Below are 12,978 nucleotides of genomic sequence, written 5' to 3'. Positions count from 1 at the left end.
GGTGTTGAAGGCTTGTTGTGGCCAGGGGGCTTGTCCCCTCTCCACAACAAGCGGCGCCTTGTCAGCCGCGCTCGGAGGGTACCGACGACAATTCGAACGGGCTGCTGCTACGGCGCTGGTTGCGATCTTCACGGGGGGTGGCGCCAAAGAAGTTGCGGTAGGCGCTGGAGAAGTGCGGCCCCGAGGAGAAGCCGCAAGACAGGCCGATCTGGATGATCGACTTGCTGGTCTGCATCAACATCTGCCGCGCCTTGTTCAGGCGCAGCTCCAGGTAGTACTGGCTGGGAACGCGATTGAGGTATTGCTTGAAGATCCGTTCCAGTTGTCGTCGGGACACGCATACGTGCTGGGCAATTTCGTCGGTGGTCAGCGGCTCTTCGATATTGGCTTCCATCAACAACACGGCCTGGGTCAGCTTCGGGTGGCTGGAGCCCAGGCGGTTTTGCAGGGGGATTCGTTGGCGCTCGCCGCCTTCGCGGATGCGCTCCACCACCAGTTCTTCGGAAACCGCACCAGCCAGTTCGGCGCCGTGGTCACGGGCCAGCACCGCCAGCAGCAGGTCGAGCACCGACATGCCACCGCAGGCCGTCAGGCGATCACGGTCCCAGTCGAACAAATGGCTGGTGGCGATGACCTTGGGAAAACGCTCGGCGAAATCGTCCTGCCAGCGCCAGTGCACGGCGGCGCGGTAGCCGTCGAGCAGGCCCAGTTGCGCCAGCGGATACACGCCTGCCGACAGGCCGCCGATCACGCAACCGGAACGAACGAGCTGCTTGAGCGCCGAGCTTAGTTGCGAGGCGATCACGGTCGGCGGTTCGTCGGCCAACAGGAACAGTTTCTGGAAGCCTTCGAGCTTGCCGGCCCAGGGTTCGCCCGGCAGTTGCCAGGCGCCTTCGGTTTGCGGCTCGGCCTGCAGGAACGACAGTTCATACACCACATCCGGATGCACACGCTGAGCAACGCGCAAGGCCTCCTCAGCCAGCGCAAGCGTGAGTGCTTTTGTGCTGGGCCAAATCAGGAAACCAATTTTATGGGCGGTCATGGAGTGCTATCCGAAGCGAGTAACGGTAATGAAGACAAAGGCCAATGCTAGCCCGTAAACCAACACAAAGCTTAAAAACGATAAAGACCTGCTTTCCTGTAGGAGCGAGCTTGCTCGCGAAAAACCTGAGAACACCACGGGGTATCAGGCTTCCCGCGTTTTCGTTGACGATCTTCGCGAGCAAGCTCGCTCCTACAGGGGGAGCAACGGCCTTGATTATTTCAAGCTACCGGACAGGAACTGCTGCAACCGCTCGGACTGCGGGTTGACCAGCACTTCACGCGGGTTGCCGCGCTCTTCGACAATGCCTTTATGCAGGAACACCAACTGGTTCGACACCTCGCGGGCAAAGCCCATTTCGTGGGTCACCACCACCATGGTGCGGCCTTCCAGGGCCAGGTCCTGCATGACTTTCAGGACTTCGCCGACCAGCTCCGGGTCGAGGGCCGAGGTCGGCTCGTCAAACAGCATCACCTCAGGCTCCATCGCCAGCGCCCGGGCAATCGCCACGCGCTGCTGCTCGCCACCGGACATATGGCCGGGGAAAGCGTCCTTGCGGTGGGCCACGCCAACTTTGGCCAGGTAGTGCTCGGCCTTTTCACGGGCGTCTTTTTTCGACATGCCCAATACGTGCACCGGTGCTTCCATGACGTTTTCCAGCGCGGTCATGTGCGACCACAGGTTGAAATGCTGAAACACCATCGACAGGCGCGAACGCATGCGCTGCAACTGCTTGGGGTCGGCAGCTTTCATCGCGCCGTCCTTGTTGGCCACCAGCTTCAGCTCTTCGTTATTGAGCAGGATCTTGCCGGCGTGAGGCTGCTCAAGCAGGTTGATGCAGCGCAAAAAGGTACTTTTGCCCGAACCGCTGGAGCCGATGATGCTGATCACATCGCCGGCCGCGGCGGCCAGGGACACCCCTTTGAGCACTTCATGACTGCCATAGCGTTTATGCAGGTCTTGGACTTCAAGTTTGTACATGCGGTCGGTTCTCACAAAAACAGTTGGTCAGTCGTTGAGCAAGCGCCCGTGACGCAGCGCTTCGCGCCCCGCCACCTTGGCCAGCCAGAAACCCGCTTGGGCATAACGTAGCCGTTCAACGGCAAACAACACCCCCGAGGTGCCGGCACAGACAATGCTGACGCGGTCGGCCACAGGGTCAATCACTTCAAAAATCGGTTCGCCGGTTTCCACCCAGTCACCGGCCTTACGCAGGTAACTGATCACTCCGGCATGGGGTGCAAACAGCAATTCGGTGCCCTCGAAGGGCACGCCTTCACACGGTTCGTATTGCGGCGCCGCAAATTCACCGTTGATCAGGCCCTGCTCGGCGAGGAACGCGAGGATGCCTTCGGCATGGAAGATGGCCTCGTCGCGTCCGGTATCGGCCTGGCCACCCAGCTCCAGGGTTGTCGCCAGGCACGCCAGGGGAATCTGCGCCTCGGGAAACGCCCGCGACAAACGCAGCCAGGGCAGCGAGCAGGCTTCATCAAACGAACTGCCACCGGAGTCTTCCGCCAACAGGCCGACTTTTACATTCAAGTGCGCCGACAACGAACGCCATTGTGGCCAGTGCTGGGGCAGCGCGTACATGTGCAGCGCGGCTTCGGCGTCGCAGTGCAGGTCGAGGACCACATCGGCGGTGCAGGCGTGGCTCAGCAATACCCGTTGCATGCCTTGCAGCTGGCTGCTCGGCTCAGGCAGCGCGTTGAGCGTGTCGCTCATCGCCTGGCGGATCATGCGCACGTTGGCGTGGGGATCATCCCCCAGCTTGCCCTCCAGCAAGGCCGCAACCGGCTCGCTCAACTCCACGAAGTCACGGTTGAAGTTCTTGCCGCTGCCAATCTCGAAACGCCCCTGGTGGCTGCCTTGCAGCAGTTGGCCGAGGCCCATCGGGTTGGCCACCGGCACCAACTCGATCACCCCGTTGAGGGCGCCCTGCTGCTCCAGTTCGACCAGGCGCTTTTTCAGCTCCCAGGCCGCGCGCATTCCCGGCAATTCATCGGCGTGCAGGCTGGCCTGGATATACGCCTTGCGCTCGCCGTGGCCGAAACGGAACACCGTCAGTTGGCGCTCGCAGCCCAAGTGGCCCCAGGGCAGTACGTGATCGATGCGTTCCATATCAGTGCTTCCGTGGAGCCAGGTAGCTCAACCAGCGACGCTCGGCCAATTTGAACAGGCGCACCAGGATGAACGTCAGGCACAGGTAGAACAGGCCAGCGGTGATATAGGCTTCGAACGGCAGATAGTACTGGGCGTTGACCGTACGTGCGGCACCGGTGATATCGATCAGGGTGACGATGGAGGCCAGGCTGGTGGTCTGCAGCATCATGATCACTTCGTTGCTGTACTGCGGCAACGCCCGGCGCAGGGCCGAAGGCAGCAGGATGCGGCGGTACAGCTTGTAGCGCGACATGCCCATGGCCTTGGCTGCTTCGATCTCGCCGTGGGGCGTAGCCTTGAGGCTACCGGCAATGATTTCGGCGGTGTAGGCGCTGGTGTTGATGGCAAAGGCCAGGCACGCACAGAACGTTGCGCTGGACAGCCACGGCCAGAGGAAACTCTCGCGCACGGCTTCGAACTGGGCCAGGCCGTAGTAGATCAAAAACAGTTGCACCAGCATCGGTGTACCGCGGATCACGTAGGTGTAGAGCCAGGCCGCGCCGTTGACCAGCGGCTGCTTGGACACCCGCATCAGCCCCAGGGGGACGGCAGCGAGCAAGCCGAAAAACAGCGAAATCAACAGCAGCTTGAGGGTGGTCAGCAGGCCGCCAAGGTACAGCGGCATGGCCTCCCAGATGACGTTGTAGTCGAAGATCATAGATCAGCCGCCTTTACGCCTACCGAGTAGCGCTTCTCAAGATAACGCAGGGCCAGCAACGAGACGCTGGTGATCACCAGGTACATCGCCGCCACTGCGAGGAAGAAGGTAAAAGGTTCGCGGGTGGCATCTGCCGCCTGCTTGGCCTTGAACATCATGTCTTGCAGGCCCACCACCGAAATCAACGCAGTGGCCTTGGTCAATACCAGCCAGTTGTTGGTAAAGCCGGGGATTGCCAGCCGGATCATCTGCGGCACCATCACCCGGAAAAACACCTGGAACGGGCTCATGCCATAGGCCATGCCCGCTTCGGCCTGCCCCTTGGGGATGGCCATGAACGCACCGCGGAACGTTTCCGACAGGTAGGCGCCAAAGATGAAACCCAGGGTGCCGATGCCGGCGGCCAAGGGGTTCAAGTCAATATAGTCGTCGTAGCCCAGTAGCGGCGCGACGCGGTTGAGCAGGTCCTGGCCGCCGTAGAAAATCAGCAGGATCAGCACCAGGTCGGGGATCCCGCGGATCACCGTGGAGTACAGGTCACCCAGCCAAGCCAGCCAGCGTACCGGCGACAGGCGCAATGCAACCCCGATCAGACCCAGAACAATGGCCAAGGCCATGGACGACAAGGCGAGCTGAAGCGTCAACCATGCGCCATCGAGGATAACGGCCCCGTAGCCTTTCAACATGATTCAGGTCCTCGAAAAGGCGGATGAAAAAATGGCGCAAACTTCAGAGACCCTGGTGCTTGCGCCATTCTGGACAGACAACTGCGAAGGTTTACTTGGCGTCAGCGCCGTAAATATCGAAGTTGAAATACTTTTTCTCGATTTCTTTGTACTTGCCATTGGCGCGGATCGCGGCGATGGCAGCATTGATGCGGTCCAGGTTGGCCTTGTCGCCTTTACGTACTGCGATACCGATGCCATCACCGAAGTATTTGGCGTCGGTGAACGCAGGACCTACGAACGCGTAGCCTTTGCCAGAGTCGGTCTTCAGGAAACCGTCTTCGAGCAGGGTCGCATCGGCCACGGTGCCATCAAGGCGACCGGAAGCCACGTCCAGGTAGATTTCGTTCTGGGTGCTGTAAGGAACGATGGTCGCACCTTTAGGCGCCAGGACTTCCTTGGCGAAACGGTCGTGGATCGAACCGCGCTGTACGCCGATGTTCTTGTCCTTGAGCTCAACCAGGCTGTCGCTGACGGTTACGCTGTCCTTCATCACCAGGCGGGCTGGGGTCAGGTAGTAGCGGTTGGTGAAGTCCACGGACTTCTTGCGGTCGTCAGTGATGGACATGGACGACAGGATCGCGTCGATCTTGCGTACTTTGAGGGCCGGGATCAGACCGTCAAATTCTTGCTCGACCCAGGTGCACTTGACCTTCATCTCTTCGCACAGGGCGTTGCCGATGTCGTAGTCAAAACCGACGATGCTGCCATCCGGCGCCTTCGAGGCAAACGGAGGGTAGGCTGCTTCGATACCAATTTTCAGCGGCTTCTCTTCAGCGAAGGCCTGCATGGACAGCACGGACAGCGCCAGGGCGCCCAACAGCACGAGTTTCTTCATCTTGGGACTCCATCGGTATAGGACAAAAACAGCAGTATGAGCCATGGCCCACGATGCGACTGAGTGAAACCGAATAGCGGTGCTGCGTCCTACACCAGTTGAACATGGCGACGACGAGCGAGTGATCGGCATTCTAACGACAGGCCGGAAGCCGATATTTCCTCAATGCGACAACAATTTACAGAAGCACCGAGAAAGCGACCCCAACACATTGACAGCCTCTGATTTTTATGCAGAGGCAAAAGATATTAAACCTATTAACGCTGCAAATTGCGGGCCTATTATTCGCAAACCCTTCTATTCCGGCAAGTGTAGCGTTTGATCTAATTTTACCGGGCGTCTAAAACGGGCGTTTTCGGGGCGCGGATGTAGCACTTTGCCTCATGTTTGGGCGCAAGGTTACACATTTGCACCGCGGGGTAACATTCAGAAACGTCCTACTAGATAAACCGATATTTATTGGCTTGGTGCTGAGGGCGGTCTGTCAGCTCCCCCACCCCATTTGAAACTGACCCACCGCTATCGCAGGCAAGCCAGCTCCCACATCGACCCTATTTCATATTCAAATTCCCACAAAAAAGCCCCACCCGGCCTACGCCGAATGGGGCTTGATCCCATAAACCCGCTTACGCGACGTTCATGGTCTTGTGGGTATCAATCAAATGCTGCACCACGCTTGGATCGGCCAGGGTGGAGATATCCCCCAACCCGTCATACTCGGCCGTGGCAATCTTGCGCAGGATACGGCGCATGATTTTCCCCGAACGGGTCTTTGGCAAACCAGGTGCCCATTGGATCACGTCCGGGGATGCAATCGGGCCGATCTCCTTGCGCACCCAGTTCTTCAGCTCCAGGCGCAGCGCTTCGGTCGGCTCCTCACCGTTTTTCAGGGTGACATACACATAGATGCCCTGGCCCTTGATGTCGTGCGGTACGCCGACCACGGCGGCCTCGGTGACTTTCGGGTGGGCAACCATGGCGCTTTCGATTTCGGCGGTACCCATGCGGTGCCCGGAAACGTTGAGCACGTCATCCACGCGGCCGGTGATCCACCAGTAGCCATCTTCATCGCGACGCGCACCGTCGCCGGTGAAGTACATGCCACGGAAGGTCTTGAAGTAAGTGTCGACGAAACGGTCATGGTCGCCATACAGCGTGCGCGCCTGGCCCGGCCACGAATCGAGGATTACCAGGTTGCCTTCGGCAGCGCCCTCGATGATGTTGCCCAGGTTGTCCACCAACGCTGGCACCACGCCAAAGAACGGACGTGCCGCCGAACCCGGCTTGAGCGCGTGGGCGCCCGGCAATGGGCTCATCAGGGTTGCGCCGGTTTCGGTCTGCCACCAGGTATCGACAATCGGGCAACGGGATTGGCCGACGTTCTTGTAGTACCAGTCCCACGCTTCCGGGTTGATCGGCTCACCCACCGAACCCAACAGGCGCAGGCTGCTGCCATCGGTGCCTTCGCAGGCGGCGGTGCCAGAGGCCATCATCGCGCGGATCGCGGTCGGCGCGGTGTAGAGGATATTGACCTTGTGCTTGTCGACAATTTTCCCGACCCGCGTGATATCCGGGTAGTTCGGCACGCCTTCGAACAGCAGCGTGGTCGCGCCATTGGCCAGCGGGCCGTAGACAATGTAGGTGTGGCCAGTGACCCAGCCGACGTCGGCGGTGCACCAGTAGACTTCGCCCGGACGGTAGTCGAACACGCGCTCGTGAGTCAGGGCCGCATACAACAGGTAGCCGCCGGTGGTGTGCTGCACGCCCTTGGGCTTGCCGGTGGAACCGGAGGTATAAAGGATGAACAGCGCTTCTTCGGCGCCCATCTCTTTTGGCGCGCAGACGGTGCCCGCCACTTTCATCAGGTCTTCGTACCAGATGTCGCGATGCTGGTTCCACTTGATCTGGCCATTGGTGCGCTTGCACACGATGACTTTCTGGATGCTGCTGGTTTCCGGGTTGGTCAGCGCATCGTCGACATTGGCCTTGAGCGGCACCTTCTTGCCGGCACGAATACCTTCGTCGGCAGTGATCACCACTTTGGATTTGCAGTCGATGATGCGACCGGCCAGGGCTTCAGGGGAGAAGCCGCCAAACACCACCGAGTGGATCGCGCCGATGCGGGTACAGGCCAGCATGGCGACCACGGCTTCGGGGATCATTGGCATATAGATGGTCACCACGTCGCCGCGGTGCACATCCTGGCCACGCAGGGCGTTGGCGAATTTGCAGACCTGTTCATGCAGTTCGCGGTAGGTGATGGTGCGGCTCTCGGAAGGGTCGTCGCCCTCCCAGATAATCGCTGCCTGGTCGCCACGCTCGGCGAGGTGACGGTCCAGGCAGTTGTAGGAAACGTTGAGGGTGCCGTCAGCGAACCATTTGATATCCACATGGTGGTCGTCGAACGAGGTCTGCTTGACCGTGGTGAAAGGCTTGATCCAGTCAAGACGCTTGGCTTGCTCGCGCCAGAAGCCGTCGGGGTTGACCACCGACTGCTGGTACATGGCCTTGTAGGTCGCCTCGTCGGTCAGCGTGTTGGCTGCTACTTCGGGGCGAACGGGGTACAGGGAAGCCGCACTCATCTTTCTTACCTCGGTGACAATAGTTGTTGTTGTATGCCCCTGTTTTAGCCGGGGTAGGCCTATAGAACCATTCGACGATGGTAGTAACAAGCCCCTACAAATTACCCTGATATCCCCTTGCAGCGCTCTGGCTCGGCGCCTGTAGCGCATTTTGCAACACTGCAAAAAACCTCTGTCGTGGATTGTTACGAAAACCACCAATAGTGTTTATCAAAAGCACGGGTATATGAATGCAACCCAGGCGCCTAAAATCGGCCTCGCCAACAAGGCACCGTGATTAACCAAGTTGCAGCCCCCACGAAGGCACGTTAATCCGAACTCACTACTCAAGTTACACACGTGACCTCACAAGGGCCCCGTGACCCCCTTCGACTGTAAAAAGGTAAATTGGAAATGAAAGCTTTATTAGTTATGGCCCTTGCCAGCCTGTGCGCTACCGCAGCCCTGGCCGACGAGATCCCGACTGACGTAGCCAGCCAGAGCACCGCCGTTGTTGAGGAATACACCTACTCCACTGATCTGGATATTGCCAAGGTGGTATCCATGAGTTCCATTCCGAATGTCTGCGAAGTTGTTCCAGCGCGCATGGAATATGAAGATCACCAAGGCCAGCGGCATATCCTTAATTACAAAGTCATGGGTAACGGTTGTTCTAACGGATAATTAATTAGTTAGTTGAAACCTATCCTGGCAATGTTCGCCGCAAGGAATTGTCCTTGCGGCAAAGAAACACCCGCAAAATCCTCGCCTTGCCCCCTGCTCCAAAAATACCTCACCGCCCGTCAAAAAAATCCTACCCCGGCAAACCCTTGTAAACCCGCACCCCGGCCGGAAATACCCTCATTTTGGCCCTTGGCTGAGGCTATCCGCCGCAACACAAAGCCAAATTTTTCCCTATAATGCGCGGGTAAATCGGGCCTGCAATATCCCTTTACACGGGGGTAACGAGCCAGACCTGAGGCCCCGCAGGAGTACGACACCGTCGCTCCGCCCCTCAGGCATCATGCAGAGTACCCGTAGCCCTATTCCGTTTAATGCCTGCGCGAGCTGTTGCAACAAACGATTCCTTAAAGATCCACCGCGGCCCTTGGGCCGTGTGAACACCCAACCATCCGGTTTCACACGGGCACCATTGGCCCTCACGCAGGAGACGACACGTCATGCTGAGCTGGGACGAATTCGACAAAGAAGAAGAAGGCGAAGTAGCCGCCAAAGGCGCCAACGCCGGCCACGCCACCGAAGCCAACATGGACCGCCTCGACGGTGCCGGCGCCGCCGCTGCCATCGAAGCCCGCGCCGTGACCGCCAATGACTCCGCCGCCATCGTGCGGGCCAAGGCTGCCTTGGACAAACTCGACGTTGCCGAAGGCCTGGCCGAGCTCGAAGGCGCTTCCGCCCGTGTCGCTGTCGACGAAAAGCGCATGATCAACTGCCGCGCCGACCTCAACCAACTCGTGCCGTTCAAGTACGACTGGGCCTGGCAGAAGTACCTCGACGGCTGCGCCAACCACTGGATGCCGCAAGAGGTCAACATGACCGCCGACATCGCCCTGTGGAAAAACCCCGAAGGCCTGACCGACGACGAACGTCGCATCGTCATGCGCAACCTGGGCTTCTTCTCCACCGCCGATTCCCTGGTGGCCAACAACCTGGTGCTGGCCGTGTACCGCCTGATCACCAACCCGGAGTGCCGCCAGTACATCCTGCGCCAGGCCTTCGAAGAGGCGATCCACACCCACGCCTACCAGTACTGCATCGAATCGCTGGCCATGGATGAAGGCGAGATCTTCAACATGTACCACGAGATCCCATCGGTCGCTAAAAAAGCCGCCTGGGGCCTGAAGTACACCCGTTCGATCTCCGATCCGAAGTTCGAAACCGGCACCGTCGACACCGACAAGGAACTGCTGCGCAACCTGGTCGCCTACTATTGCGTGCTGGAAGGCATCTTCTTCTACTGCGGCTTCACCCAGATCCTGTCCATGGGCCGTCGCAACAAAATGACCGGCGTGGCCGAGCAGTTCCAGTACATCCTGCGCGATGAGTCGATGCACCTGAACTTCGGCATCGATGTGATCAACCAGATCAAAATCGAAAACCCACACCTGTGGGATACCGAGATGAAGGAAGAAGCGACCCAGATGATCCTGCAAGGGACCCAGCTGGAGATCGAATACGCACGCGACACCATGCCGCGCGGCGTGCTGGGCATGAACGCAGCGATGATGGAGGACTACCTCAAGTTCATCGCCAACCGTCGTCTGTCGCAGATCGGCTTGAAGGAAGAATACCCAGGCACCACCAACCCGTTCCCGTGGATGAGCGAAATCATGGACTTGAAGAAAGAGAAGAACTTCTTCGAGACCCGCGTGATCGAGTATCAGACTGGCGGGGCGTTGAGCTGGGATTGATCGGCGCATAGTCGCGACATGAAAAAGCCCTGGGGTCGCACCCAGGGCTTTTTTTATGGGGGCCGGTCACGGCGCATCAACAGTGGGCGGTTTGCCATTTCTTGAAGTACATCACCTCAAGCACCTGGCCCGGAAGGGTTCGGATCCCATCTCCAATGCTGTAGCCTTGTGCCCCAATTGCCATCAGCGTTGTTACCGGTCGACTGATCGGGATGAATTCACCACAGGGTTTTACTCGAAAATCGATAGATTGATATCCGAGTAGACTCCTGCGGTCACAGCGTATGCATTCCAAAAAAATAGTAGATAGGACCGAGGCCACCCCGTGAACCCAGACATGCTAGAAGCCGGCCCAGTGGGCGCCAAGGTACTTTCAGTCTTCGACTTCGACGGCACCCTGACCCGCCACGACAGTTTTGTGCCGTTCCTCAAGTTTGCTTTCGGCAAGCAGGAATTCAACCGCAGGATGCTCAAGCTCGCACTGCCTGGCGTGCGCTTCCTGTTGCGCCAGATGAGCCGCGATGAGCTCAAGGCCCAGTTGATTCGCACCTTTATGACCGGTGTGGACAAGGCTTGGGTCCAGCAAAAAGCCGAGGAGTACTGCAAGGCCTCCTGGAACAAGCTGATGCGTCCTGCCGGCCTGCAGTCGGTGGCCGACGAGATTGGCTCCGGCGCCGAGGTGACGCTGTGCTCGGCGTCGCCGGCAATCGTGTTGCAGCCTTTTGCTGATCGGCTGGGGATCAAGCTGATCGGCACTGAGCTTGAGGTAGTCGATGGGGTGTTGAGTGGGCGCCTTACGGGCAACAACTGCCGCTGTGAGAACAAGGTGCTGCGCCTCGAGGCGATTTATGGCGACTTGGCTGAGTATCGGCTCAGGGCCTGGGGTGACACGCGCGGCGATCGCGAGTTGCTGGCAGCGGCGCAGGATGCCCATTGGCGGCATTTTCATTCGGCCAAGCGCCGTGGCAAGCCGAAGCTGAAAGCCCGGTAATCGCAGGCGCTCTCTTGTAGGGGTAGGCACGCCCCTACACAGTGGAGTGCCGATGGATGTTTGAAGTACCGCCGCGATCCCGCTATTAATAGCGCACCTTCCTACGGATCCGCCTGCGATGAAGTTCGACACAGCCTATTGCCTGAGCCTGGATGAAAAGCTGTCGATCTATGACGTGCGCGACCTGAATTTCGACGAAACCGCCGCCTTCGATTCCGACAAGGACAGCTTCCTGTGCCCCAACGATGACTGCCGTGCGGCGTTTGCGGCGGGCAATGTACTGGGCACGTTCAATGGCAAGAACGTCAACTACCTGCGCACCCCGCATTTCAAGAACCTGCCCAGCACCCGGCATATCGAGGGCTGCCGCTATGCCAGTCACAAAGCCACGGCAGGAGAAACCGAGGATGGGCGCGAGGAGAACTTCCCATCGGAGTTTGTCCTGACTCGGCGTCAGTACGAACGCAAGGCAGCTATCCAAGGCGCCACAGACGTTATCCCGCAGGCTCCGGCGAAAGAGCCCTCGAGAATCTCCAATACTTCCCACAGTGCCAGCGAAACCACCCCGGACAAGACCAGCGTCTTCGCACACCCGGTCGAATGCTACGTGTCCAACATCGATAATAAGGACAAGCTCAAGGGCATGCCGCTGAAGATCGCTGAGCAGACCGCGACCTATTGGGCGTTTTTCAAGAAAATCGAATACCTGCAGGACAACAAAGGCTTGATCTACTGGGGCCGGATCAAGGCAATCAAGGACTACACCAGCAGCTTTCGCATCGACTTCGAAAAGAAGGTGTGGCTCGACAAGAAGCCCTACTCCGTCAACGTGTACCTGAACAAGAAGCTGATCGAGAACTACCGCAAGCGCAAGGCGTTCCTGGAGCAGATCAAGGCCGCCGTAGACAGTGAGCGCCCCTTGTATTGCTTCTTTTATGGCGTGACGCCGGAGTTGAAACAGGTGCCGAGCAAGAAAAACCCCGAGCAGACATTCGGGGTGTTCAGTGCCGATATCCAGAACCTGGACCACCTGCTTATCCGCGAGGCACCGGGTCTGGAGGAGAAATGACCTGAAGCGCCCGCCAATCAAGGGCCGGCCACGGGGGAAGTGAACCAGTTGATGAACGGTCAAAACAACTGTACAAAAACACAGTATAGTTTGTCCTCCCCCGTCGGCATCCTGGAGAAACCCCATGTCCTCTCTGGCAGTGAGCACCACCGTAGATCAGCAAATCGTCCTTCATCAGTTCACCCCACGGCACAGTGTGCAAGCACGCGCTTTGCTGGGCTGGAGCCGGGAAGACCTGGCCCGGCACGCCGGGGTTGGGGTTGACGCCATACAACGCTTTGAAAGCCATCATGAGGTGGACGACGCCATCCGCATCGCCCTGGCGTTTCGCCTGGAGCACGAAGGCCTGGTGTTTTTCCCGGGTTTTGCGCCGGGGTGGGGTATGAGTGGACGCCGCTCCCAAGCGTCACAGGCTGGTGCCGAACCGGGCCGCCGCAGCCTTATTGCGCGGCTGCTGGGCGCAACATCGTCGAACACGCCGCATCCCAACGGCGCATAG

Annotated in this window: 12 protein-coding genes and 1 pseudogene; 6 read left to right on the top strand and 7 right to left on the bottom strand. The window is 58.9% G+C overall.

Annotated features, from left to right (window positions below):
• Positions 1-61: 61 nt before the first annotated feature.
• The 7 genes from HKK57_RS17010 to acs all read right to left on the bottom strand — a co-directional run bounded on the left by HKK57_RS17010 (position 62) and on the right by acs (position 8,008).
• Positions 62-1,042 carry a GlxA family transcriptional regulator gene (locus HKK57_RS17010; RefSeq protein ID WP_070994681.1) on the bottom strand — a complete coding sequence of 327 codons (981 nt, stop codon included), beginning with the start codon at positions 1,040-1,042 and terminating at the stop codon, positions 62-64.
• A 216-nt stretch (positions 1,043-1,258) separates the two neighbouring features.
• On the bottom strand, positions 1,259-2,023 hold the full coding sequence (locus HKK57_RS17005) for an ABC transporter ATP-binding protein (protein WP_029294441.1): 765 nt from the start codon (positions 2,021-2,023) through the stop codon (positions 1,259-1,261).
• Positions 2,024-2,050: 27 nt separating this feature from the next.
• Positions 2,051-3,163: a succinylglutamate desuccinylase/aspartoacylase family protein gene (locus HKK57_RS17000; RefSeq protein WP_029294438.1), complete on the bottom strand. Its 1,113-nt coding sequence runs from the start codon at positions 3,161-3,163 to the stop codon at positions 2,051-2,053.
• 1 nt (position 3,164) lies between these two features.
• Entirely contained in the window at positions 3,165-3,863 is a 699-nt protein-coding gene (locus HKK57_RS16995) for an ABC transporter permease (RefSeq protein ID WP_029294436.1), read from the bottom strand.
• Positions 3,860-4,549, bottom strand: a complete 690-nt coding sequence (locus HKK57_RS16990) for an ABC transporter permease (protein ID WP_029294434.1) — start codon at positions 4,547-4,549, stop codon at positions 3,860-3,862. The genes HKK57_RS16995 and HKK57_RS16990 overlap by 4 nt, the downstream gene beginning before the upstream one ends.
• Positions 4,550-4,640: 91 nt before the next feature.
• Positions 4,641-5,426, bottom strand: coding sequence for an ABC transporter substrate-binding protein (locus HKK57_RS16985; protein WP_169390454.1), 786 nt, complete (start codon positions 5,424-5,426; stop codon positions 4,641-4,643).
• Positions 5,427-6,052: 626 nt separating this feature from the next.
• Positions 6,053-8,008: an acetate--CoA ligase gene (acs, locus tag HKK57_RS16980; protein WP_029294430.1), complete on the bottom strand. Its 1,956-nt coding sequence runs from the start codon at positions 8,006-8,008 to the stop codon at positions 6,053-6,055.
• Positions 8,009-8,401: 393 nt separating this feature from the next.
• Here acs and HKK57_RS16975 point away from each other — a divergent pair, with 393 nt between their 5' ends.
• The 6 genes and pseudogenes from HKK57_RS16975 to HKK57_RS16950 all read left to right on the top strand — a co-directional run bounded on the left by HKK57_RS16975 (position 8,402) and on the right by HKK57_RS16950 (position 12,978).
• On the top strand, positions 8,402-8,671 hold the full coding sequence (locus tag HKK57_RS16975; protein WP_092237663.1) for a DUF2790 domain-containing protein: 270 nt from the start codon (positions 8,402-8,404) through the stop codon (positions 8,669-8,671).
• 497 nt (positions 8,672-9,168) lie between these two features.
• Entirely contained in the window at positions 9,169-10,419 is a 1,251-nt protein-coding gene (locus HKK57_RS16970) for a ribonucleotide-diphosphate reductase subunit beta (protein WP_092237666.1), read from the top strand.
• Between the two features lie 88 nt (positions 10,420-10,507).
• Positions 10,508-10,684: pseudogene (locus tag HKK57_RS16965) on the top strand (HNH endonuclease); the annotation flags it as partial.
• A gap of 72 nt (positions 10,685-10,756) precedes the next feature.
• Positions 10,757-11,410 carry an HAD-IB family hydrolase gene (locus HKK57_RS16960; protein WP_029294421.1) on the top strand — a complete coding sequence of 218 codons (654 nt, stop codon included), beginning with the start codon at positions 10,757-10,759 and terminating at the stop codon, positions 11,408-11,410.
• 118 nt (positions 11,411-11,528) lie between these two features.
• Positions 11,529-12,479 carry a hypothetical protein gene (locus tag HKK57_RS16955; RefSeq protein WP_029294419.1) on the top strand — a complete coding sequence of 317 codons (951 nt, stop codon included), beginning with the start codon at positions 11,529-11,531 and terminating at the stop codon, positions 12,477-12,479.
• Between the two features lie 124 nt (positions 12,480-12,603).
• Positions 12,604-12,978, top strand: coding sequence for a helix-turn-helix domain-containing protein (locus tag HKK57_RS16950; protein WP_029294417.1), 375 nt, complete (start codon positions 12,604-12,606; stop codon positions 12,976-12,978).

Source organism: Pseudomonas sp. ADAK21 (genome assembly GCF_012935735.1).
GTDB lineage: Bacteria > Pseudomonadota > Gammaproteobacteria > Pseudomonadales > Pseudomonadaceae > Aquipseudomonas > Aquipseudomonas proteolytica.
This window is presented reverse-complemented; position numbering and strand designations above follow the sequence as displayed.